The sequence below is a fragment of the Clostridium sp. JS66 genome (genome assembly GCF_033561535.1).
Taxonomy (GTDB): domain Bacteria; phylum Bacillota; class Clostridia; order Clostridiales; family Clostridiaceae; genus Clostridium_AM; species Clostridium_AM carboxidivorans.
This window is the reverse complement of the sequence record NZ_CP131467.1, coordinates 830,804-855,714: the sequence shown is the minus strand read 5'-3', so window position 1 is coordinate 855,714 and position 24,911 is coordinate 830,804. Positions and strand designations below refer to the sequence as shown.

The 24,911-nt window shown below is 29.8% G+C and carries 22 protein-coding genes and 1 riboswitch; of the genes, 9 read left to right on the top strand and 13 right to left on the bottom strand.

What is annotated here, in order from left to right; all coding sequences use genetic code 11:
• Positions 1–67 precede the first annotated feature (67 nt).
• From Q6H37_RS03785 to Q6H37_RS03770, 4 genes are all read left to right on the top strand, one after another.
• Complete coding sequence (locus Q6H37_RS03785; protein WP_318739252.1) at positions 68–1,921, top strand: LTA synthase family protein; 1,854 nt, start codon at positions 68–70, stop codon at positions 1,919–1,921.
• Positions 1,922–2,004: 83 nt separating this feature from the next.
• Positions 2,005–2,760 carry a sulfite exporter TauE/SafE family protein gene (locus Q6H37_RS03780; RefSeq protein ID WP_318739251.1) on the top strand — a complete coding sequence of 252 codons (756 nt, stop codon included), beginning with the start codon at positions 2,005–2,007 and terminating at the stop codon, positions 2,758–2,760.
• A gap of 338 nt (positions 2,761–3,098) precedes the next feature.
• Positions 3,099–3,536, top strand: a complete 438-nt coding sequence (locus Q6H37_RS03775) for a MarR family winged helix-turn-helix transcriptional regulator (RefSeq protein ID WP_318739250.1) — start codon at positions 3,099–3,101, stop codon at positions 3,534–3,536.
• Positions 3,537–3,620: 84 nt separating this feature from the next.
• The gene (locus tag Q6H37_RS03770) at positions 3,621–4,982 is read left to right on the top strand and encodes an MATE family efflux transporter (protein WP_318739249.1); all 1,362 of its coding nucleotides are present in this window, start codon (positions 3,621–3,623) and stop codon (positions 4,980–4,982) included.
• 148 nt (positions 4,983–5,130) lie between these two features.
• Here Q6H37_RS03770 and Q6H37_RS03765 read toward each other — a convergent pair whose 3' ends face one another.
• On the bottom strand, positions 5,131–5,655 hold the full coding sequence (locus Q6H37_RS03765; protein WP_318739248.1) for a phosphatase PAP2 family protein: 525 nt from the start codon (positions 5,653–5,655) through the stop codon (positions 5,131–5,133).
• Between the two features lie 420 nt (positions 5,656–6,075).
• Here Q6H37_RS03765 and Q6H37_RS03760 point away from each other — a divergent pair, with 420 nt between their 5' ends.
• Both Q6H37_RS03760 and Q6H37_RS03755 read left to right on the top strand, forming a co-directional pair.
• Positions 6,076–7,416 (top strand): Na+/H+ antiporter NhaC family protein, encoded by a 1,341-nt coding sequence (locus tag Q6H37_RS03760; RefSeq protein ID WP_318739247.1) that lies wholly within the window; start codon positions 6,076–6,078, stop codon positions 7,414–7,416.
• Between the two features lie 420 nt (positions 7,417–7,836).
• The gene (locus tag Q6H37_RS03755; protein ID WP_318739246.1) at positions 7,837–9,177 is read left to right on the top strand and encodes a Na+/H+ antiporter NhaC family protein; all 1,341 of its coding nucleotides are present in this window, start codon (positions 7,837–7,839) and stop codon (positions 9,175–9,177) included.
• Positions 9,178–9,272: 95 nt separating this feature from the next.
• Here the strand turns inward: Q6H37_RS03755 and ribE (Q6H37_RS03750) are convergent, their stop codons facing one another.
• The 4 genes from ribE (Q6H37_RS03750) to ribD form a co-directional block, all read right to left on the bottom strand.
• Positions 9,273–9,737 carry a 6,7-dimethyl-8-ribityllumazine synthase gene (gene ribE / locus Q6H37_RS03750; RefSeq protein WP_318739245.1) on the bottom strand — a complete coding sequence of 155 codons (465 nt, stop codon included), beginning with the start codon at positions 9,735–9,737 and terminating at the stop codon, positions 9,273–9,275.
• Between the two features lie 43 nt (positions 9,738–9,780).
• A complete protein-coding gene (locus Q6H37_RS03745) occupies positions 9,781–10,983 on the bottom strand; it encodes a bifunctional 3,4-dihydroxy-2-butanone-4-phosphate synthase/GTP cyclohydrolase II (protein ID WP_318739244.1) in 1,203 nt (400 codons plus the stop codon).
• A gap of 76 nt (positions 10,984–11,059) precedes the next feature.
• Positions 11,060–11,713, bottom strand: coding sequence for a riboflavin synthase (gene ribE / locus Q6H37_RS03740; RefSeq protein WP_318739243.1), 654 nt, complete (start codon positions 11,711–11,713; stop codon positions 11,060–11,062).
• A 42-nt stretch (positions 11,714–11,755) separates the two neighbouring features.
• Positions 11,756–12,868, bottom strand: a complete 1,113-nt coding sequence (ribD, locus tag Q6H37_RS03735) for a bifunctional diaminohydroxyphosphoribosylaminopyrimidine deaminase/5-amino-6-(5-phosphoribosylamino)uracil reductase RibD (RefSeq protein ID WP_318739242.1) — start codon at positions 12,866–12,868, stop codon at positions 11,756–11,758.
• A gap of 194 nt (positions 12,869–13,062) precedes the next feature.
• A riboswitch (FMN riboswitch) is annotated at positions 13,063–13,181 on the bottom strand.
• 135 nt (positions 13,182–13,316) lie between these two features.
• Here ribD and Q6H37_RS03730 point away from each other — a divergent pair.
• Positions 13,317–13,952: a 5-methyltetrahydrofolate--homocysteine methyltransferase gene (locus tag Q6H37_RS03730; RefSeq protein WP_318739241.1), complete on the top strand. Its 636-nt coding sequence runs from the start codon at positions 13,317–13,319 to the stop codon at positions 13,950–13,952.
• A 100-nt stretch (positions 13,953–14,052) separates the two neighbouring features.
• Positions 14,053–14,760, top strand: coding sequence for a hypothetical protein (locus Q6H37_RS03725; RefSeq protein WP_318739240.1), 708 nt, complete (start codon positions 14,053–14,055; stop codon positions 14,758–14,760).
• 70 nt (positions 14,761–14,830) lie between these two features.
• On the opposite strand, the gene Q6H37_RS03720 is transcribed toward Q6H37_RS03725, so the two are convergent.
• A complete protein-coding gene (locus tag Q6H37_RS03720; RefSeq protein WP_318739239.1) occupies positions 14,831–15,154 on the bottom strand; it encodes a hypothetical protein in 324 nt (107 codons plus the stop codon).
• A gap of 245 nt (positions 15,155–15,399) precedes the next feature.
• Between Q6H37_RS03720 and Q6H37_RS03715 the strand changes: the two genes are divergently transcribed.
• On the top strand, positions 15,400–16,293 hold the full coding sequence (locus tag Q6H37_RS03715) for an MBL fold metallo-hydrolase (protein WP_318739238.1): 894 nt from the start codon (positions 15,400–15,402) through the stop codon (positions 16,291–16,293).
• A gap of 77 nt (positions 16,294–16,370) precedes the next feature.
• Here Q6H37_RS03715 and Q6H37_RS03710 read toward each other — a convergent pair whose 3' ends face one another.
• The 7 genes from Q6H37_RS03710 to purM all read right to left on the bottom strand — a co-directional run bounded on the left by Q6H37_RS03710 (position 16,371) and on the right by purM (position 24,909).
• Positions 16,371–17,777: an amino acid permease gene (locus tag Q6H37_RS03710; protein ID WP_318739237.1), complete on the bottom strand. Its 1,407-nt coding sequence runs from the start codon at positions 17,775–17,777 to the stop codon at positions 16,371–16,373.
• A 392-nt stretch (positions 17,778–18,169) separates the two neighbouring features.
• Entirely contained in the window at positions 18,170–19,210 is a 1,041-nt protein-coding gene (locus tag Q6H37_RS03705) for a hypothetical protein (RefSeq protein ID WP_318739236.1), read from the bottom strand.
• Between the two features lie 15 nt (positions 19,211–19,225).
• Positions 19,226–20,236 (bottom strand): phosphodiester glycosidase family protein, encoded by a 1,011-nt coding sequence (locus Q6H37_RS03700; RefSeq protein WP_318739235.1) that lies wholly within the window; start codon positions 20,234–20,236, stop codon positions 19,226–19,228.
• A 275-nt stretch (positions 20,237–20,511) separates the two neighbouring features.
• Positions 20,512–21,759 (bottom strand): phosphoribosylamine--glycine ligase, encoded by a 1,248-nt coding sequence (gene purD, locus Q6H37_RS03695; RefSeq protein ID WP_318739234.1) that lies wholly within the window; start codon positions 21,757–21,759, stop codon positions 20,512–20,514.
• Between the two features lie 28 nt (positions 21,760–21,787).
• Positions 21,788–23,290, bottom strand: a complete 1,503-nt coding sequence (gene purH / locus Q6H37_RS03690) for a bifunctional phosphoribosylaminoimidazolecarboxamide formyltransferase/IMP cyclohydrolase (protein WP_318739233.1) — start codon at positions 23,288–23,290, stop codon at positions 21,788–21,790.
• A gap of 24 nt (positions 23,291–23,314) precedes the next feature.
• Complete coding sequence (gene purN / locus Q6H37_RS03685) at positions 23,315–23,926, bottom strand: phosphoribosylglycinamide formyltransferase (protein ID WP_318739232.1); 612 nt, start codon at positions 23,924–23,926, stop codon at positions 23,315–23,317.
• Positions 23,914–24,909, bottom strand: a complete 996-nt coding sequence (gene purM, locus Q6H37_RS03680) for a phosphoribosylformylglycinamidine cyclo-ligase (protein WP_318739231.1) — start codon at positions 24,907–24,909, stop codon at positions 23,914–23,916. The genes purN and purM overlap by 13 nt, the downstream gene beginning before the upstream one ends.
• Positions 24,910–24,911: the final 2 nt, after the last annotated feature.

Below are 24,911 nucleotides of genomic sequence, written 5' to 3'. Positions count from 1 at the left end.
TAGAATTATACACATATTAGTTTTATAATCATTTATAATGTGTTTTTTATACTTCGGAGGAAATGAAATGAAAAAAGCAAAAGTACTTATTAGTACATATATAGATGTAATATTATTTATAATTTTGGTATGTGCAAAAGCACTCGTATACGGAAGACAGCTGGAATCCGGTTACTTTTCATATACTTCATTACTTTACCCAATATTCGCCTCTGTTATAATCCTTGTATCATTTTCTCTAATTTTAAAGAGCAAAATTCGTACTAAATTTTTATACATATGCAATTTAATCATAACCATCTTTTTTATAAGCGATTTAAATTACTTTAGATATTTTAAAGATGTAATATCAATACCTGTGCTTATAAATGGATTTCAACTTGGAGCAGTAAAATCTAGTGTAAGCAGTATTATAAAATTTACTGACTTTTTTTATGCTTTAGATCTCATATTAATACCTATAATAATTAATAAATATAAATCCGAAAAAGCTGAAATTACAAGTAAGCTTTCAAAAGTCCTAGTTTTTTCAGTACTATTAATTGTAGGTATAATTATAGATACCTCTAACTTTTATTCCCTATCAAAAGATCAACCAAAACTTTTAACCACCATGTACAATAAAGTATATATAACCAAAAAATTAGGAAGTATTAATTATCATTATTTAGATTTTTATAATTTCATATCCTTCAATATAAGCCGAAAATCTCCTGTATCTAAATCAGAAGAAACATCCATACAAACTTTTTTTCAAGATAATTCTTCTCATAACAATAATTTAAATGGAGCTGCAAAAGGTAAAAATCTCATCATGATTCAAGTTGAAGCTCTTCAGGAATTTGTTATTAATGCTAAAGTAGACGGCAAAGAAGTCACTCCAAATTTAAATAGATGGATAAAACGTAGTGAATACTTCAATAATTTTTATTACCAAATATCTGCTGGAGGAACCTCTGATGCTGAATTTATGACTAACAATTCCTTATATCCAGCTTCATCTGGTGCTGCGTATTTTTTGTATTGCGGCAATGAATTTAATGCTATGCCTAAAAGTTTCAAAAAATCTGGTTATAATACAGCTGCATTTCACGGATTCAGAGAAAGCTTTTGGAATAGAAATGTAGTATACAAAAAATTTGGCTTTGACAATTTTTATGGTGAAAAAAGCTATAATATTGATGAAAATGTTGGCTTAGGTTTAAGCGATAAATCTTTTCTAAATCAATCTATAGATAAAATAAAAAAATTAAATAAACCCTACTATTCATTTTTAATAACCTTAAGCAGTCATTTTCCTTATGATGATGTTGATAACTATGGTAATTTTAATGTAGGTTCTTATGAAAACTCTCTTTTGGGCAACTATTTAAAGTCCATACATTATACAGACGAACAGCTAGGAATTTTCTTTGATAAATTAGAAAAAGAAGGCATTCTAAAAGATTCTGTTATAGTGCTATATGGCGACCATTATGCTATTCCTAAGGAGCATGAACAAGAACTAAGTAAATTCTTAGGTAAAAACTCTCTATCTGATATAGAGTGGTTGAAACTTCAAAAGGTTCCAATGATGATTCATTTTCCTGATGAATCCATTAAGGGAGTAAACAATATATATAGCGGTCAAATGGATATATATCCTACAATGGCTAACCTTTTTAATTTATCTGATAAAAGTTTTATGGGAAAGGATCTTTTTAATTCTTCTGAAGGAGATATTATATTTAGAGATGGTTCTTTTATATATAATAACTATTATTATGTCAGCCAAAAAAATTCTTACTATAATATATCTACAAACCAAAAAATTGATGAAACTGATTCTCTAAAAAAGAAAAAGGAAGATGTATTAAATCAGCTTCAATATTCAGATGAAATATTAAAACATAATTTGTTTAAAAAATTTAAATCCAACTAATAGAACTTTTTAAGCCAGCCTACTAATTTTATGTTAGAATTAATAGAGATAATTAAAATGACTAAGTATTGGCGGTGTTTTTTATGACAATGAATCTAATCTTTTTGTGTGTGGCTGGTTTTTTTGCTGCTTTTGTTGATTCTATTGCAGGAGGAGGCGGAATTATAAGTGTTCCAGCTTTTTTACTAGCAGGAGTTCCACCTCATATAACTCTTGGTACCAATAAATTTTCTTCTACTTGTGCATCATTTACTAGTTCTCTTAAATTTATGCAGTCCGGAAAAGTAGATTTAAAAATTTTAAAGTTCTTGCTTCCTTTTACAGTTATAGGTGCTGTTTTAGGTGTAAATACAGTACTTATTATAGATGCAAAATATCTTAATATGATAGTTTTAACACTATTATTATTTGTAGGAATATATAGTTTATTTTCCAAAAGTATTGGCAAAGAGGACAAGTTTAAAGGTTTGTGTAAAAAAAGCTTGTTTTTAGGTATACTCCTTGCTTTTTCTTTAGGATTTTATGATGGATTTTTTGGTCCCGGAACAGGATCTTTTTTAATATTTGGACTTATAGGTATATATCAATTCGATTTTGTGCGTTCTGCTGGAAATGGAAAGGTAATGAACTTTGGAAGCAATATTGCATCCTTAATAATGTTTGCTTTTAGAGGTCAAATTAACTACAAGCTGGGAATTCCTGTAGCTATATTTATGATAATAGGAGCGAAATTTGGTACTAAAGTAGCACTTAAAAATGGTGCAAAAATTATAAAACCACTTTTTGTAACCATGTCTTTGTGTGTGGCTTTAAAAATACTTTATGGTGCTGTTAAATAGTTATTTAACTTTCATAAAAAGTATTCAACAATAGGAGCAAAAGTGCTTTAGCAAGAAGTTAACAACCCCAAAAATAACTATAAACAAAACCATATATACAATCAATAGAGATTAATATCAATGATAACTTAATAATGCACCTAAGTAAGCAGGAGAATCAAGTCTAGGTGGAACTGGAAGAGGTTCGCCTTCTTATTTTGTTTATATTAAGAAAGTTGATGACAAATCCTAATTAATGAAAGAAATATTATAAATATAAAATAAACATTGACACTTTGAATTCTAATTGTTAAACTATAAATAGTTAGAACTCTAAGATAATTTTAGGAGGAATTTTAATGGCTAATTCTAGATACTCTATACAAACACCATATTCACAATTAATAAGAAGTATTGCGATAAAAATGAAACTCAGTTCTGATGAAAAAGTAAAAAAGTTAGGATTAAATTCTCAACAAGGACGCATGATAGGTTATATTTATGAACATCAAGACAGTGGTATTATTCAAAAAGATTTGGCACGAGCATTTCAACGTACAGAAGCAAGCATTACAAGTATGCTTCAAGGGTTAGAGAAAAAAGGATATATAGAAAGAAGAATTCCTAAAGAGAATGAGAGACAAAAGCATATATACGTATTGCCTAAAGGTGCTGAATTAATAGAAGATTTTAATAAATCAGTGGTTGATACAGAGGAAAATATTATTGCAAGCTTGACGGAACAAGAAAAAGAGACGTTGTTAGCTTTGCTATTGAAAGTAGATAGAAATTTATAAGTTATTAATATAATAACTTATACCTAAAAACTTAGAATTCTAAGAATATGAATTCTAAGAATACTTATTGTGGAGGATGAAATTATGAAACAAAAATTGTCAAACGAATATTATTTAGAAAATGCACCAATTACTAAGGCAATTGCACATTTATCTATTCCTATGATGATTGGTATGTCAGTAGGTACAATATATAACGTTATTAATGCTTTTTTTATTGGACTATTAAACAATACAGATATGTTAACTGCTGTTACTTTAGGACTACCAATCTTCACTATATTGATGGCTTTTGGAAATATGTTAGGAGCTGGAGGTGGAACATTTATAACTCGTCTTGTTGCAAAACAAAATATAGAGAAAGCTAAGAAGATAGCAGGATATACTTTTTATAGTAGTATTATCATAGGAATTTTGCTTGGAATAATCTTAACAATAGCACTTACTCCTATTGTTAAGATTATGGGGGCAGATACTTCTGCTATTATTAATTATACAAAAAGTTATTCTTTAACTATGTTTATTGGTGGTTTTGCAATTGTAATGAACTTTGCATTGGAGCAAGTTGTGAGAGCAGAAGGAGCATCAAAAGAATCAATGTTCGGAATGGTTGTAAGTACAATTTTTAGTCTTATCTTTGACCCATTATTTATACTATTATTTAAATTTAATGTTGTAGGGGTAGCATTATCAATGATTTTAGCTAATATAGCTTCATCTATTTACTATGTTTACTACTTGGAAACAAAAAGTGAGAATTTAAAAGGATTTATTAAGAATTTTAATATTTCTCTTAAAGATAAAATAGAGATATATAAAATTGGGGTTTCTGAATTGTTCCTAGCTGGTTTTCTAATTATTACAACTCTTCTTTTGAATAATTATTCAATTAGATATGGAGAAAGTGTAGTAGCTAGTTTTGGGATTGCTTTGAGAATTGTACAAGTACCAGAATTTCTTGCAATGGGGCTGGCGCTAGGAATTATTCCTTTAATTGCATATAATTTTTCTAATGAAAACTTTAAGAGATTAAAAGACAGTATAAAACAATCAGCTTTATGGATTTTGGGATTATCAGGCGGGGTTGTTACTTTAGTTTATATTTTTAGAAATGTAATTATTCATCTGTTTTCTAATGATGCAGCAGTATTAAGTGTTGGAGTTTATATCATGGCTGCCATGCTTATTTCCGCATTTTTCAATGGATTTACAACATTATTTATAGGAATTTTTCAAGCATCAGGTCAAGGAACACCATCAACAATTATGTCAATTACACAAGGAATTCTTTTCATTCCTGTCATAATAGTATTGAATAATTTCTTTGGATTGCATGGTGTTATATGGTCTATGACCATTACAGAAATAATTACCTTTTTAACTGGAGTAATACTATATATTATTTTTAATAATAAACTAAAGAAGAATCAAGTAGTAGCAAACTAACATCAATAAATATTTGACGAAACAACTAAAAAAACGAACAATTCGCAAAAACACCACATAATTCAAAGTTGAATTATGTGGTGTTTTTGCATTGCATTTCAAATATAAAGTATACTTATTGTAAATTTTCTTCTGATTAATTAATAACTTAAAGAAACTTTTTAGCAGCCATGCTAGATATTTTAGCACAAGCTAATCCTAAAATTACTCCTGCAAGCACATCTGAAGGATAATGAACAAATAAGTATAATCTTGAAAAAGCAATTAAACTTGCTAATAATAGTGCATATAAACCATACTTTTTTAAATTAATCATCACAACCCCTGCAGCTGCAAAACTAGCAGCAGTATGTCCTGATGGAAATGAAGAAGACTTAGGAACTTTCACAAGCATTTTCATTGTAGGCACATCTACACATGGTCTTGTTCTTTGAACCGCATGCTTTATTATTCCCTCTCCTAATATAGTAACTAACATTAAACTTAATGCCATAATTATTCCAACTTTTCTATACTTATTACTCATTAAAAGCAATATGGCTATGAAAACCCAAACTAATCCTCCACTTCCTAAAGACGTTATTACAGGCATTACTTTGTTCATTAATGCTGTATGCATTTTTTCTTGTATAAAGATTAATATATTCATATCTATGTTTTGTATTAAATTCATGCTTCAAATATTCCTTCCATAAGTTTAAACAACGCATTACACTATATACATTGTACATGCAATACTAAATAATTGTAATACGATTCATAGTAAATAATTTGTAAATTATTATATACAAATTTTTATAGCATTGAATTTAAAGCTTTTATATCAACTACAAATATTTATTATAGATACTATGCTTAACTATAAAATATATTTGTAACGCTTATAATTGTAATAAATAATTTACAGTTGTCAACATTCTTTTACAATTTAATTAACAAAGTGGTTTAAAACGTTTACACATATCGTTGTAATTATATTATTTTATTAAAATTCAAGCTATTGCAACTTTTGAATATCTTGGCATAATAAATGCTATTACAAATTACGCATGTTAAAACTTGCATAAAAGCATAATGGGAGGTATTCAAAATAATGAATGAAAAAAAAGGTAACGCTCTAGCCCTACTACCGTTAGGTGTATTTATGGTTCTATTTCTTGGTGTTTCAATTATTATGAAAGACTTTTATAAAATGCCTGTAATTGTAGCATTAATAATTGCATCTACTATAGCCATACTTCAAAACAAAAAAATACCTATAGAATTAAAAGTTGAGAGATTTTGCAGAGGTGCTGGAGATTCTAGTATCATACTTATGTGCTTAATTTTTATTTTGGCCGGTGCTTTTGCTGAAGTCAGCAAAGCTATGGGAGCTGTAGATTCTACTGTAAATTTAGGACTAGCTGTTTTTCCACCTAGCTTTATGGTAGCTGGTATATTTATAATAGGTTCTTTTTTATCCATGTCCCTTGGAACTTCTGTTGGAACAATCGTAACTCTATCACCTATTGCAGTTGGAATATCACAAAAAACAGGTCTTCCTGTAGCATTTTTAATTGCTGCTGTTGTCAGTGGTGCCATGTTTGGTGATGGTCTGTCTATGATATCCAATTCTACTGTAGCTGCTACTAAAACTCAAGATTGCGAAATGGTAGATAAATTTAAAGCTAACTTTAAGATAGTGCTTCCTGCAGCTATTATAACATTATTCATATATGCATTTTTAACTTTTGGTATGCACATCAATCACTCAGGAGCTTATAACTATCAATTTATTAAAATATTACCTTACATAGCCGTGCTTGGAGTAGCTTTAACAGGTTTTAATGTAGTGTTAGTATTAGTTGGAGGTATTGTACTTGCATCTATAATTGGTCTCATCTATGGATCTTTTGATGTATTTACAGTATTTCAGCTTTGTGCCAAGGGTATTGCAGGTATGGAAGACATATCTATGATATCTATATTAATTGGAGGTATTGGTGAATTAATAAAATTCAATGGTGGAATAGACTTTTTATTAAATACAATACGAAAAAGAGTTCATTCTAAGAGAGGTGCCGAATTTGGCATAGGAGTACTCGTTAGTTTAGTAGATTTATGTACTGCTAATAATACCGTTTCTATAATTATAGTTGGTTCACTAGCTAAAGATTTATCTGAAAATTACGGCGTAGATAGAAGAAAAACTGCCAGTCTTTTAGATACTTTTGCTTGCTTTATACAAGGATGTATACCTTACGGAGCTCAACTTTTAGTTGCCTCTAGTCTTGCAGCAATTTCACCATTTTTGATAATGAAATATCTTTGTTATCCATATCTTTTAGGTATCGCATCAATATTTGCTATAATACTTGGAGTACCTAAATTTAAAACTCCGGCTAAAAGCGGATTAAAACTAGAAGAGGAAGATTCTTCTTCCATTGGAGCTTAAGAATACATAAATTATATACTTTTTAATTATAAGCACTCAATTTTTGCAGTTTAAAAATATTGAGAAACAACTTTTTTAGTTAATAAATAAGATTGAAGAGTTAATAGTTAAGGATGATTTTTTATGACAGTAAAAAATCATCCTTCATTATTAACTCTTAACTATTAGTTCTTAATTTGCTAAACTTTGTTTCGTATAAAGATTAATATATTCATATCTATGTTTTGTATTAAATTCATGCTTTAAATACCCTAGTCAAAACAAAAGCACTAAACTCCATGAAATACATATAATTTTTTATAATACCTATGAACTTTATTATAAAATATATTTATTATACCAATACTTGAATGTAATACGTGATATTATATATCTGCTGCATTAAATCATGCAAAAACATAAAGGGAGGTATTCAAAATAATGAATGAAAAAAAAGGTAATGCTATGGCATTATTGCCACTAGTTATATTTATACTGCTATTTCTTGGCGTTTCAATTATAATGAAAGATTTTTATAAAATGCCTGTAATTGTAGCATTAATAATTGCATCTACTATAGCTATACTTCAAAACAAAAATATACCTATAGAATTAAAAGTTGAGAGATTTTGCAAGGGTGCTGGAGATTCTAGCATCATACTGATGTGTTTAATTTTTATTTTAGCAGGTGCTTTTGCTGAAGTCAGCAAATCTATGGGTGCTGTAGATTCTACTGTAAATTTAGGACTAGCTGTTTTTCCACCTAGTTTTATGGTAGCTGGTATATTTGTAATTGGTTCTTTTTTATCCATGTCACTTGGAACTTCTGTTGGAACAATAGTAACTCTATCACCTATTGCAGTTGGAATATCACAAAAAACAGGTCTTCCTATAGCATTTTTAATTGCTGCTGTAGTCAGTGGTGCTATGTTTGGTGACGGTCTATCTATGATATCCAATTCTACTGTAGCTGCCACTAAAACTCAAGATTGTGAAATGGTAGATAAATTTAAAGCTAACTTTAAAATAGTGCTTCCTGCAGCTATTTTAACATTATTAATATATGCATTTCTAACTTTTGGCATGCATATTAATCACTCAGGGCCTTATAATTATCAATTTATTAAAATACTGCCTTACATAGCTGTATTTGGAGTAGCTTTAACAGGCTTCAATGTAGTGTTAGTATTAGTTGGAGGTATTGTACTAGCATCTATAATTGGTATTATTTATGGATCTTTTGATATATTTACAGTATTTCAGCTTTGTTCGAAGGGTATTGCAGGTATGGAAGACATATCTATGATATCCATATTAATTGGAGGTATTGGTGAATTAATAAAATACAACGGTGGAATAGACTTTTTATTAAATACAATACAGAAAAGAGTTCATTCAAGGAAAGGTGCCGAATTTGGTATCGGAATATTAGTTAGTTTAGTAGATTTATGTACGGCTAATAATACTGTTTCCATAATTATAGTTGGTTCTTTGGCTAAAGATTTATCTGAAAATTACGGTGTAGATAGAAGAAAAACTGCAAGTCTTTTAGATACTTTTGCTTGTTTTATACAAGGATGTATACCTTATGGAGCTCAACTTTTAGTTGCTTCAGGCCTTGCAGCAGTTTCGCCATTTTTGATAATGAAATATCTTTATTATCCCTATCTTTTAGGCGCTGCATCAGTGCTGGCTATAATGTTTGGATTACCTAAATTTAAAACTCCAGCTAAAAGTGGATTAAAACTAGAAGAGGAAGATTCTTCTTCCATTGGAGCTTAAGAATACATAAACTATACACTTTTTAATTATAAGTAAAAAAGGAGCTGTCTTAAAATAAGCCATCTCCTTTTTTATTTTGCAACTTATATACTATATTATTTTAATTCCTTCATTAGGTTAGCCATTTCTATAGCAGACATAGCTCCATCCCAACCTTTGTTACCTGCTTTAGTTCCAGCTCTTTCTATTGCCTGTTCTATATTATCTGTAGTAAGTACGCTGAATATTACAGGTATTTCTGATTCTAATGATACATGAGCTACTCCCTTTGATACTTCACTAGATACATAATCAAAATGTGGTGTAGAACCTTTAATTACAGCACCAAGGCATATAACAGCATCATATTTTTTCATAGCTACCATTTTTTTTGCTACTAGTGGAATTTCAAAAGCTCCTGGAACCCAACTTATTTCTATATTACCTTCTGTTGCTCCATGTCTTTTTAAACAATCTAGTGCTCCTGATAAAAGTTTAGATCCTATAAATTCATTAAATCTTCCAACTACTAAACCAAATTTTAATGTTTCTGCACTTAATTTTCCTTCATAAATTTTCATATTTATACCTCCAAATTTTAAATAAAATTAATCACTTTCTGTATTATAAATTAAGTAAGTGTCCTAGCTTTTCTTTTTTTGTTTTCATATAATCTATACTCTCTTTTGAGTATTCCATTTCTATTGGTACTCTTTCTACTATATTTATTCCATATTCAGAAAGTCCTGATACTTTTTTAGGATTATTAGTAAGTAATCTTACACTATTTACTCCTAAATCTTTAAGAATTTGAGCTGCTATACCATAATCCCTTAAATCAGCTGGGAATCCTAAGGCAATATTTGCTTCTACTGTATCCATACCCTGTTCTTGAAGTGCATAAGCTTTTAATTTATTTAAAAGTCCTATACCTCTTCCTTCTTGTCTCATATACACAAGAACTCCTCTGCCTTCTTTTTCTATTTGAGTTAAAGCTGCTGCTAATTGATCTCCACAGTCACATCTTAGAGAATGGAATGCATCTCCTGTAAGGCATTCTGAATGAACTCTTACTAATACTGGTTCATCTTCAAAGTTTTCTCCTTTTACAAACGCTACATGATGTTCTCCATTTAAAATATTTTTATATCCTACAGCTTTAAAATCTCCAAATCTTGTTGGTATATGAGCTTCAGCTGCATTTTCTATAAACTTTTCTGTTTTCTTTCTATAAACTATTAGATCCTCTATAGTTATAATCTTTAAATTATGTTTTTTTACAAACTCCATAAGCTGTGGAGTTCTTGCCATAGTACCATCTTCATTCATTATTTCACAAATTACGCCTGCTGGAGAAAAACCTGCTAATCTTGATATATCTACAGCAGCCTCAGTATGTCCATTTCTTACAAGTACTCCTCCATCTTTAGCTTCAAGAGGGAAAATATGACCTGGTCTTTCAAATTCTTCTCCTGAGCACTCTGGATTTACAAGCTTCTGTATTGTTAAAGCTCTATCATAAGCTGATATACCTGTAGAAGTTTCCACTGCATCAACAGATACTGTAAATGCTGTTGAAAACTTTTCACTGTTTTCACTTACCATGTGATTTATATTAAGTTCTCTAAGTCTTTCCTTTGTCATAGGTGTACATATAAGTCCTCTTCCAAACTTAGCCATAAAGTTTATAGCCTCAGGGGTTACCTTCTCTGCAGACATAAGGAGATCTCCCTCATTTTCACGACTTTCATCATCTATTACTACTATCATTTTTCCTTCTTTTATATCCATTAAAGCTTCTTCTATACTATTAAATTCAAATTCCATTTCTATCTCTCCTTCAACACTTTAGTTATTAACTTCTCTATAGTTAAATTTTTATTACAAATCATTAATTGATCATCTACATAAATCCAGCTTCTCTTAACATAGCTTCTGTTATTTTAGATTCTTTTTTTTCTTCCTTTTGCTTCATAAAAACTAATCTCTCTACATATTTTCCTATTAAATCACACTCGATATTTACCTCATCGCCAAGCTTCTTTTCATAGAGAGTGGTTTCTCCTTTAGTATGTGGTATAAGAGAAACACTGAAAGATTTTTCATTTACTTCTGCTACTGTAAGACTTATACCATCTATGGTTATTGATCCTTTAAGCACAATATATTTTAATGCATCATCAGGAACTTCTACAGCAACCCAGGTAGCTATATCTTCATTCTTTATGTTAACTACTTTTCCTGTGCAATCTATATGCCCACTAACTATATGTCCACCTAATCTTTCACCTAAAGCCAATGCTCTTTCCAAGTTTACTAAACTGCCTTTTTTTAAATTATTTAAATTACTTCTTCTCATAGTTTCAGGCATAACATCTACAGTAAAACTATTATGTTTAAAACTTGTTACTGTAAGACAAACTCCATTTACAGCAATACTGTCTCCAAGCTTAACATCTTCTAATACCTTTTTAGCTTCTATATTAATTTGTGCAGAGTTTGTGCCTTTAGATATACTTAAAATTCTTCCAACCTCTTCTATAATTCCAGTAAACAAAAAGCCACCTCCTTTTAAGTATTAATTACTAATCTATATATTCTAATTGTTAAAGTACCCTTCAATGAGTAAATCTTCTCCAACGTTTTTGCAATTCATTTTATTGATTAATACAGCATTCTTTAAAATTTCAATACCGTTACCTTCAACTGGAGTTTTAGCTGTAGCGCCTCCTAAAATTTTAGGTGCTATAAAGCATAATATTTTATCTACTATTTTAGAATCTAGTGCGGAAAAATTAAGTTCTCCTCCACCTTCTAAAAGAATGCTATCTATACCTTCTTTTCCTAATTCCTTCATCAAATATTTTAAATCTACTCTATTATTATCTTTAGGAGTTACTATTATTTTTATCCCCTTTTGTTCTAACTCTTCTTTCTTTTTTGCATCAAATTCTTCAGTACATGCTATTATAATTTTTCTTTTATCTAAAGTTGTAAATATTTTTGATTGCACAGGTATTGAAAGTTTAGAATCTACAATTATAGCTGTAGGGCTTTTACCATCTTCTATAAATCTAGTGGTAAGTAGTGGATCATCCTTTTTAATAGTTCCTATTCCAGCCATTATGCCCATTACTCTGTTTCTGATAATGTGCACATATTTTCTGGATTCTTCTCCTGTTATCCACTGCGATTCTCCTGTTCTAGTAGCTATTTTTCCATCCAAAGTCATAGCCGTTTTCAATATTACAAAAGGAGTTTTTTGTGTAATATATTTTATAAATATTTCATTTACTTTTTTTGCTTCTTCCTCTAAAACTCCCACAACTACTTCTACTCCATTTTTCTCTAGAAGTTCTATTCCCCTTCCAGCTACTAAGGAATTAGGATCTTTCATAGCTATTACTACTTTTTTAATGCCAGCCTTTAAAACAGCTTCTGCACAAGGAGGTGTTTTACCATAATGCGAACATGGTTCTAAGGATACATAAAGCTCTCCCCCCTTTGCCATTTCACCAGCTTCTTTCAAAGCATATACTTCTGCATGAGGTCCTCCATAAAATTTATGGTACCCTTGTCCAACTATGTTTCCATTGTTGACAATTACTGCTCCTACTAAAGGATTGGGATTTACATTTCCTTGTCCTTTTAATGCTAAATTTAAAGCCATTTTCATGTAATATTCATCTAAATTTTTTTTCTTATCGTTCAAGACTTTCCCCTTCCTCCTAATATATATTTTCAATTTAATTACTTATTTTTAAAAATTTTGAAGTAGATGATTATAAGTGTTACCAATTTCTTTTAAAATAGTTTATAAAAAAAATAAATCCCTGAAGAAACCTTCAGGGATTATTATATGCAAAACATTTAAAAGCATACTAATTGCTTATTACTAAAATTGCATCTTTCTTTCTTTTATCCAGACTTTACTGTCGGTACTGGAATCTCACCAGTTCATGCTGACTTATCAGCTCGCGGACTTTACCGCCGATCGGGAATTTCACCCTGCCCCGAAAGTTTTTATATTAAGTTTTATTACAGGTTTAATATACACCATTCTGATAATTTTGTCAATTATTAATTAAATTCTAAATTTTCAACTTAAATAGTGTATAATATACTTGTGTGTATTTGCTAATTAATGGAGGTATATGAAAATGGAAGTAGTACTAGACTTTGATTTTAAATTGGATAAGCAGCAAGTTATAGATACTTTAAAATCCTATTGTGAAACTATAACTGATGAAGAGATAAGTTCTTTATATGAAAAGCTTTTACCTAATTTATATGAATGTGTACAACCTTCTGCTATATTCACTATAGCAGAAAAAAATAAAGACTTTACTTTCGAAGTAATAGAAGATTATAAATATATCTTTTACTGTTTAGTCACTATTGGTGATAAAATTTCTGAAAAAGTAAATGAATTTTTTTCTTATGCTAAAATGAAGGAGGGAATGGTACTAGACGCTATGGCTGCTTCCTATTTGTTTGAAATAAGCTCCCAATTATTTAATCACATACACAGTAAGGCTAAAGAATTAGGATTAGGCCTTAGTTATAGAATAGCACCTGGAGATGGTGAAATTCCTCTACGGTACCAAAAAAACATTTTAGATGAACTAGATTCTAAAAATTTTCTAGATATATATGTAAACGAAGATTTTATGCTTACATCACTGCGATCTATGGCTTATATCTATGGCGCAGATAAAAATAAACCTTTAAGTAATATAGACCATGACTGTAGTAGATGCAAGAATAAGGAACAGTGCAGTATGAGAAAGAAATAGCACATAAACTCAACTTTCACAGTTTAAAAAATGCGAAGCATTATGCTTATTTCAGATTAAATATGTACACTAAAATATATTTAAGGGGTTGATGAATGTTATGAAAACTTTAACTAATGGATGCATTTTGTTGGAGGATTTAAAGTTCAATATAGAATACTCAAAGCTATACAATGAATTAAATGTTAGTAGCAAGGAACAATCTATTATACTAAAAGAGCTCATATCTGAAGCTGAAAAAATGGCTAAGCCTAAGGCATTATTTAAAAAATGTACTATAGATAAAAAATCTCATAATTCTACCTTAATTGGTTGTGAAGAGTTTTTTAGCAGAGTTATAAGTGTAAATTTACGTAATGAACTTATAGCTTTTCCTTATATAATTACATCTGGAATAGAACTGCAAAAATGGTGTGAGTCAAAGGAAGATAAACTTATCAGTAAAGTAGCCGAACATATAAGTCAATCCATTTTAATACAAGTGCATTTAGAACTACAAAAATATATAGAAATTAACTTTAGTACTGGCAGCTTAGCTAGAGTAAACCCTGGTTCTACTATAGATTGGAATATGGATGAATTAAGAAAAATATTCAAAATTCTAGAAGATCCTATGAAATATATAGGAGTATCACTTAATGATAAATTTTATATGACTCCTAGCAAAACCTACTCAGGCATTTATTTTCATAATGAGAATAATTATAAAAATTGTTTCATGTGCCCTGGATTGCAATGTCCTTTAAGAGAATCACCTTATGACAAAAATTATTATGCTGAAAACTACGAAAACTTTAAAGCAATATAAATAATTCATTCTATTTTATTTATTAAAAATGCTGTTGATATAGTAAGTTATCAACAGCATTAATTTAAATCTAATTCTTTTTCAACATTTTCTTTCTTCTTATCTTTCTATAGACCATATCTACTGTTATAGAAAGTAATAAAAATGCTGAAAATACTATATTTAATTTTTCTGATAATTCAGGTCTAAAATAAGATGCAACTTGAACCATTAATAAAACAGTTCCTACTATTATTAAATAATTTATTTTCATGTTAACATACTTTGTATCTACACCTTTTGCATCCAGCATAAGCTTCTTTCTAACAGATTTGCTATATTTCATACCTAATCCTTGAATAATACCTGTAAAAGCAAGAAGTGTCATTAGGCTAGTCATTGCTGAAGAATCCATTTTTATACCTCCATATAAGTAAATATAATATACTATTATAAATTATAGCATGCATATGCTTAAAATTCAAAATTTTTAGTGTTTTTATCATGTGTAAATTTTACCGCAATAATTCAAATTTATTTTCACATATGATATCATTATAAACAAGGCATATTCAAAAATAACCAGTCAGTATGTTACTATATTTCACTTGTTATTTTCTCTCATATACCTAAACAAAATTAATAAGGAAGTGAACTTTTATGTCTTTAGATAAAATTAAAGGAAATACATATTATATAAACTCAGTTACCAATTCTGGAATTTTTGCATTTAAGAATAAAAATTGTCTCATAATAGATACAGGTTCGAATAATTCTGATGCTAAAAAAATAGAAGATATATTAATAAAAAATAGTCTTCATCCTAAATATATAATAAATACCCATAACCACTTAGATCATTGTGGTGGGAACATTTATTTTCAAAAAAACTATCCTGGATGCTTAGTATATACCTCCTTAAAGGAAAAATTATTCATGGAAAACCAAGAAATTCAAGGAGCAATATTATCCTCCTCCACTCCTATTAAAGGAATAGATATTAGCAATAAGCCTTTGCCAGTAGACTTTATATTAGACTATGGTACAAATAAAATTAATGATGAAAAGTTCGAAATAATACCTCTTAAGGGTCATTCTATAGAGCAAATAGGAATTATAACCCCAGAAAAAGTATGTTTCTTAGGTGATTCCATATTTAGTGCAGAAATAATGGAGAAATACTCCTTCCCTTATTTATATGATATAGAAGAAAGTTTAAATACTCTAAACAGTATAAAAACAATAGATTCAGATTATTTTGTTATAAGCCATGCAGATAAAGTTTTATGCAAAGACGAAATTGCAGAACTTTGTGATAAAAATTTAAATAATATAGAAAACTATAAAAATCAAATTCTGGAACTTTTAGAACAGCCTTTAACTCGTGAGGACATTTTAGAAAACATAGCTGTTTTAAATGATCTATCTTTTAATTTTTATCAATACCATCTTAATTTAGGAGGAGTTTCTGCTTTTCTTGCATACCTTTATTCTAAAGCACTAATAGAACACTCCATAGAATCTGGTAAACTATACTATTTTAGAAAATCTTAATGCAAATTTTAGTCTTAAAAAGGAACCTTTACAAATAGTATTGTAAAGATTCCTTTTTTAATTACTTATTTATCATTTTATTTTTGTTCTTCAAAATTCATTATACTATGTTTCTTACCATATATAAAGTATAGTACAATTCCAATTGATATCCAAACTACAAATACTTGGTGTGTTAATTGTGGTAATTTATATATTAAGTATAAGCAGAATACGATTGCAATTGCTGGAGTAATAGGAACGCCTGGGCAACTAAATGGTCTGTTAACATCTGGTCTCTTCTTTCTAAGAACTATAACCGAAGCTGAAACTATACAGAATGCACAAAGTGTTCCTATATTAGTCATTTCTGCAAGTCTTCCTATTTGTAAGAATCCTGAAAGCACCATTGTTGATACACCAACTAATAAAGTACTCTTTACAGGTGTTCCAAATTTTGGATGAATTTCTGAAAATACTGTTGGTAACAATCCATCTCTTGATAATGAGAATAGTATACGAGATGAACCAAATGTCATAACAAGTAAAACTGAAGATATACCACAAACTGCACCTACTGATACTAAAGCTGAACCCCAATTAATTCCTACTTTTGCAAGAGCATAAGCAACTGGAGCTGCATTACCATGGAATTCTTTATAAGGAACCATACCTGTTAATATAGCTGAAACTATAATATACAATACTGTACATACTAACAATGAAGCTACTATACCTATTGGTAGATCCCTTTGAGGATTTTTAACTTCTTCTGCTGCTGTTGAAACTGCATCAAATCCTACATAAGCAAAGAATATTATAGATGCTCCTGTAAATACACCATTTACACCATATGGGAAGAATGGATGCCAGTTAGCAGGATTAACATGTCCTATTCCAACTACTATAAATAATATAACAACTGCTAATTTAATTATAACAAGTATATTATTTAACTTAGTACTTTCACTAACACCTTTGATTAAGAATAACGTAACAATAAATAAAATTATAATTGCTGGAAGATTTACTACGCCTCCATTTTGTCCTGGTGGATTACAAAGTGCTGCTGGCACAGTTATCCCCCCTGCTTTAAGTAAGGCAACTATATATCCGGACCATCCAACTGCAACTGTTGCAACTGCAACTACATATTCCAGAATAAGATCCCAACCTATAAGCCAGGCCCAAATTTCACCTAATCCAACATACCCAAATGTATAAGCACTACCAGCTACGGGTATCATAGCTGCTAATTCTGCATAACATAAAGCTGCAAATGTACACGCTATTGCTGCAAATACAAATGATAGCACAAGTGCTGGTCCAGCATAATCAGCTGCTGCAACACCTGTTAATACGAATATACCTGTACCTATAATTGCACCGATGCCAAGCATTGTAAGTTCAAATGCTCCTAGCACCTTTTTAAGACCTTTTCCTGACTCAGATAACATTGCCTCAATAGACTTAGTTCTAAAAATTGATTTGTTGTCACTCGCCATGTTCCAAAACACTCCTTTCAAAATAAGATAAAATAATGAATTTTTCAATTAGTGTAATTATAGCATATTTTTAAGTTACTCTTTTATTATTCGCAATATTCTGAATATTTCTAGTAACAGCATAAAAAAATTCATTTAGCCCTTGAAATTCAATCATTTCAACTTATGAAGTAAACATTTTCATGGTGATTATTTTAAAAAAAAATATTTTCCAGTTAATTTTTTTAATTTTTTTGCATAATTATTGACTCTATTTATATATATATATGCCAAGTTTCAAATTATATTTATTTTCTAACTATTTAAATTATTCTCTTTTACTTGTGATATTAACAAAATCCTTTCAAAAAAATTGCACAACTAATATTATAGTTGTGCAAAATTATCTTTCTCTAAAATAAAGTATTAACTATTTTTCCATCATTTTTTGACAATATACCAAAATCATATATTTCTACCAAAGTTCCCTTATACTCTACTGTTTTGCCACTAGATACTTCTGTTACCACATTTTTTGATTTATCATTTACATATATCTTTCCATTTCGAGTAATATGTATATTACTTTTTTCTGCAGCTTCAGACAACGAGTATTTCTGATTTTCTGATGTTTTTTTCAAATTTACAACAAATATTTTCTTTATTTTTTGATTTTCACCATTTCCAATATATATTCTATCTTCACCATCTATACCTAGTAAATAATGGATTCCATTTTCGCCTGTTGCTATAGGACTTTTTAATCCAATACCTCTTATTCTATTACTTGTATTGTCTTCATATATTAATCTATCCTGCTTATTTTCAACAAATATCTTTCCAAGTTTACAACTAGGATACTTAGTTTCTTCTGTATTTGTCATTACATTTATACAATATAGTCTACTTCTTGCGCCTTCTTTTGAAATTTTAACATAAGTTACATTACTAGCAGTTGACATAGCTATATCAGAAACATCATATTTATCATCTAGCAATGATATTTTCAATTCCTTATTTTTTTCGTTGCTTAATGCACTTTTTTCATCTCTCTTAGCATTATAAGATTCAAATTTTAGATAACTAGAATCACCATCATTATACTTTTCCGCTATAAGTATAATATTTTCATTAGGCCACCATTTAAATGCAGACAATTTAGCATCATCATCAAGTTTTATTTCCTTTTTCTTATTATTTGATGTATCCACTACATTAATTACTCCATCAACACAGTAAGCAACATAGTTTCCATTATAAGAAGCAGATATGTCTTTAGCATCATCTGGTATTTTAAAACTGATTTTATTAGACGTTTTTTTAGTTGAATCTATTTTTTTTGCATTAAAAGTAGTCTTATCATTTAAATAGAAATTATCCACAAAGAAAAATGCAAAAATCTCTAGTATTATAGGGATCATTGTCCAAGCTAGTATTCTTTTTAATCTCTTCATTAATTAAACTCCTCTCTACTGCTTTACGTATACTGCCGTAGCTACAGTTCTTTCGCCATTCCAATCGCAAGGATCATTAATAACCTCTCCATTAAAATACATAGTAGAAGAAGATCCTCCATCAAGACTACTTGCATTTAAAGCACCTCTTTGAAGCAATATGTTTTGAACTTCTTTTAATGACGCACCTGCCTTTAAGCCTTTTCTTCCATCAATAACCAACATTATAATAGTACCGTCTGCTTTTTGTCCTATAGCAGTTCTAGGATTTAGTCCTTCTTCAGCTAAAGCAACGGGCTTTCCATTTATAATAAGACTATTTCTAAATGATATAGCTTCCGTAACATTATCCCTCAATAATTCACCCACAGTATGATCCCCTACTATCAATTTTCCATCTTTAGTAAAGGCTGTAACATTTACTGCTTCATTATTTTTAACATCACTATAAACGACTTTTCCATTGGATATAACTATTCCCTGAGGATATGCTCCAGTTCCAGTCCAAAGCTTTCCATTTGAAGATTTATCAGTAAATCCTCCTCCATTAATAGCAGCTGCTGCTCCATTTTCTTCCGCTATTTCACTTGTTTTTTGCCCTACTTCCTTTAATTTATTTGTGTATCCAATTTTCATTCTTGTAGGGTTTTTTACTTCAAGTATACATGCATGAAATTTAGTATCATCTATTTCATATCTATCTATTCCACTATCATTAGAGTAATTTACGCTAACACCACCTAAATTCTCAGACTCACTTCCTGAAACTCCACCACTTTTATTATCATTTAATATCTCATTTATCTTATCCTTTGATAAAAACATTGTCGCAAAGTATTGATGAGTAAAAGTAGCCATAGCTGTACCTACAAATTTAGTTCTAACATTATTAAAAGGACCATAGAATATTAAGAGTGGCGCAGCTATAATTACTACTATCAACTCATAAATTATAAAGCATATAAGTCTTTTTAAAGATAATTTTTTTGTTTTTACTTTTTTCCTTACTGTTCTATTTTTTTGCATACTTACCTCCAAACAATTTAAACATTTCAGTTCTAGTACAAAAATAAATACATATCACATTTTACTATTAAATTGAAATTATTTCTACCACCTTTTAACATTACATAATTTCATACTATTTTTTCTTTAATTATAACCATACACATATTTATTATAAGGTATATTTGTGTCTAAATTATAAATAAAAAAATTTAAGGTATATTTCCTATAAGAAACTTAACCTTAAATTTTTAAATTAATAAATATGTTTAAAATTTAATAAGAAATTATATAATCTATTTCACTCTTCCTATATCATGCCTGTAATATATACCTTCAAATTCTATTTTGTTTAAATCGTCATATGCAGCGTTTATAGCCTCATCTAATGTACTTCCTAAGGATTGCGTACATAAAACTCTTCCACCGCTTGTTTTAAGCTTATTATCTTCAAATTGTGCTCCAGCTACAAAAACTCTTTTAGCTTTATCTGTTCCTTTAATTTCAAACCCAACTTCATATTTACCTGGATATCCTTTAGAAACGGCTGCTACACAGCAGGAAGCTCCATTATACCATTTAACATCAAACTCTGAAAGTTTTTTATCTAAAGCTGCTTCTATAAGTTCTAATAAATCACTTTCCATTATAGGAAGTACAGCTTGAGTTTCAGGATCACCTAATCTTACATTATACTCTAAAAGATAAGGTCCTTTTTTAGTTATCATTATTCCAAAAAAGATTATACCTGTATAGTCAAACTTTTCTTCTTTAATGCCTTTTAGTGTAGGTTCAATTACTTCTTTTTCAAAAGCTTTGAGAACCTCTTCACTGCAGTAAGGATTAGGTGCTATAGCTCCCATTCCACCTGTATTTGGACCTTTTCCACCATCATATATTTGTTTATGGTCTTTAGCTGATATAAAAGGAATTATAGTTTTCCCATCAGTTATAGAAAGTATTGATGCTTCAGGTCCCTCTAAAAATTCTTCTATTACTACTTTTTTTCCTGAGCCTTTAAAAATATCATTGACCATGAAGTCTTTTATAGTTTCTTCTGCCATCTTATATTCTTCACAAATGACTACGCCTTTTCCTGCAGCTAATCCATCTGCTTTTATAACTATTGGATATGCACATGTTTTTAAGTATTTAATAGCCTCATCTTCATTTTCAAAAACTTCATATTCTGCAGTTTTAACACCATACTTTTTCATGAATTCTTTTGAAAAAGCCTTACTACCTTCAAGCTTTGCAGCTTCTTTAGAAGGTCCAAAAACCTTTAATCCCTGACTTTTAAATAAGTCCACAATACCCTCTGTAAGAGGAACTTCTGGTCCAACTACAGTAAGATATATTCCATTGTCTTTAGCAAATTTAGCTAACTCTTCATTGCTCTTCAAATTTACATTTTCGCATTTATCTTCTACTGCCGTACCACCATTTCCAGGTGCACAATAAACTTTTTCAACTTTAGAATTTTGAGCTATCTTCCAAGCAATGGCATGCTCACGACCACCCGAACCAATTACTAATATTTTCATACTTTGCCTCCAAAACTATTAATTATTATTAGTGTTTAAAGTGTCTTACACCTGTAAATACCATAGCTATTCCATTTTTATTACAGCCCTCTATAGATAAATCATCCTTTAAAGAACCACCTGGTTGAATTATAGCTTTTATTCCGTATTTTGCAGCTTCTTCAACTATATCTCCAAATGGGAAAAATGCATCTGAAGCAAGAACTACTCCATCTCCAGCTCTCTTTAAAGCGTCACAAGCTGGCCAAATTCTATTAACCTGTCCGCCGCCTATTCCTTTTGCAGCACCATCTTTAACTACAACGATAGCATTGGATTTAACGTATTTACATACTTTCATTCCAAACATTAAGTCCTTCATTTCCGCATCTGTTGGAGCTTTTTCTGTTACTACTTTTACTTCATCTACTAATTTATCATCAGATGATTGAACTAAAATTCCTCCGTCTACCTTTGCAAATTCAACTTTGCTTTGAGGTTTTATATCACTCTTTATAATTCTTAAATTCTTTTTAGTTTTTAGAACTTCTAAAGCATCCTCATCAAATTCAGGAGCAATAACTATTTCAAGGAATATCTTTACTAATTCTTCTGCTGTTTTCTTATCTAAAGTTCTATTGACTGCTACAATTCCTCCAAATATTGAAGTATCATCACATTCAAAAGTCTTCATATAAGCATCATATACATTATCTGCTATAGCTGCACCACAAGGTGTATTATGCTTTACAGCACAACATGCTATTTCTTCAAATTCATTTACTACTTTCCATGCTATATCCATATCTTTTATATTATTGTAAGATAACTCTTTTCCATTTAACTGTACAAAATCCTTCATGGAACCTTTTTCTGCAGTAGAAGTGTAATATGCTGCACTTTGATGTGGATTTTCTCCATATCTTAAATTCATAGATTTTTTATATGAAACTGACAAATATTCAGGATATTCTTCTTCTGCTAACAAAAAGTTACTTATAGCTCCATCATAAGCAGACATAAGATTAAATACTTTTCCAGCAAATTTCTTTCTTGAATTAAAATCTACATCACCATTTTCTTCTATCTGCTTCATAACATTTGCATAATCATTAACATCTGTTAATACTATAACATCTTGAAAATTTTTAGCAGCAGCTCTTATCATAGTAGGTCCGCCGATATCTATGAATTCAACTTTTTCTTGAAATTCTAGATCTTCCTTTACTTTATCAAAGAAAGGATATAAGTTTACAACCACCATGTCAATTGGTTTTATTCCCTTTTTCTCTATAGTTGCCATATGTTCTTTATTATCTCTTATAGCTAAAATTCCACCATGAATAAATGGATGTAGAGTTTTTACTCTTCCATCTAATATTTCTTCAAATCCAGTTACATCCGAAACTTCTGTTACAGGTATATTGTTTTCCTTTAAATGTTTGTATGTACCACCAGTAGAAAGTATTTCAACCTCTCTATCAACTAAAAATTTAGCTAAATCTAATACACCTTCCTTGTTAAAAACACTTATCAAAGCACGCTTTAACATTATATATACCTCCAATTTTAATTATTATTTTATTGTAACTATTCTTCCATTTACTTTAACTTTACCTTCAGAAATAAGTTTTACTGCCTCTGGAAGAGCTTTATGTTCCTCCGCTAAAATTCTCTTTTGTAATTCTTCTGCACTATCTTCTGCATATACAGGTACAGTTTTTTGCAAAATTATTGGACCACTATCTGTTCCATTATCAACAAAATGTACTGTACAGCCTGATACTTTTACACCATATTCTAATGCACACTCATGAACTTTCATTCCATACATACCATTTCCACAAAATGCTGGTATCAATGAAGGATGTATGTTTATTATTTTATTTTGAAATTTTTCTATAAGCTCACCTTTAAGTATAGATAACCATCCTGCACAAACTATTAAATCTACTTTTCCATAAAGTAATTTAAGTATTTCGTCAGAAACAGCACCTTTGTATATTTTTCTTTCAATTACATAAGCATTTATATTATTGTTTTTTGCTCTTTCTAAAGCATATATACCTTCTCTATCACTAACAACTGCTTCAATACTACAATTTGTTAAGTATCCAGTGTTTACTGCATCTATAATTGATTGGAGATCTGTACCACCACCAGATACAAGCACTCCTATTTTAAACATACTTTTTTATCTCCCTTTTCAACATATCCAATTTTATACGCTTTTTCACCCATAGTATCTAGTTCTTTGATAATTCCTTCTACATCTTCGTTCTTTACGCATAAAACAAAACCTATACCCATGTTATAAGTATTAAACATATGATCTTCATCTACGCCTAGCTCTATTATGTGTTTAAATATTTCAGGTACTTCAAAACTGTTTTTATCTATAACAGATGTAAAGTCTTCTTTAAACATTCTTGGTATGTTTTCATAAAAACCGCCGCCTGTAATATGAGCCATTCCTCTTATATCAAATTTCTCCATAAGCTTTAATACAGGTTTAACATATATTTTAGTAGGTGTTAATAATACATCACCTATTTTCTTGCCATTAAAATCTTCATCATAGTTTTTAATAAGCTTTCTGATTAATGAATATCCATTACTGTGAGGACCACTTGAAGCTATACCTATTAAGGCATCTCCATCTTCTATTTTACTTCCATCTATTACAGCGTCTTTTTCAACTATACCTACAGCAAATCCTGCCATATCATATTCTCCATCTGGATAGAAGCCTGGCATTTCTGCAGTTTCGCCCCCTATTAGAGCGCAGCCACCTTGAAGACAGCCATCTGATACACCCTTAACCAAGTCTGCAGCAACATTTGCTTCTAATTTTCCACAAGCTATATAGTCAAGGAAAAATATGGGCTTTGCACCATGACACAATATATCATTTACACACATAGCCACACAATCAATTCCTACAGTATCATATTTTTTACTTTTAAAAGCTAATTCAAGCTTTGTTCCAACACCATCTGTTCCTGAAACAAGAATAGGATTTTTATATTTTCCAATTTCAAACATACCTGCAAAGCTTCCAAGATTATTTAATACGCCTGGTATAAAAGTTTTTGCTGCATGATCTTTAATGAGTTTTACTGATTCATATCCTTCTTCTATATTAACACCTGAATCTTTATATGTTATCATAA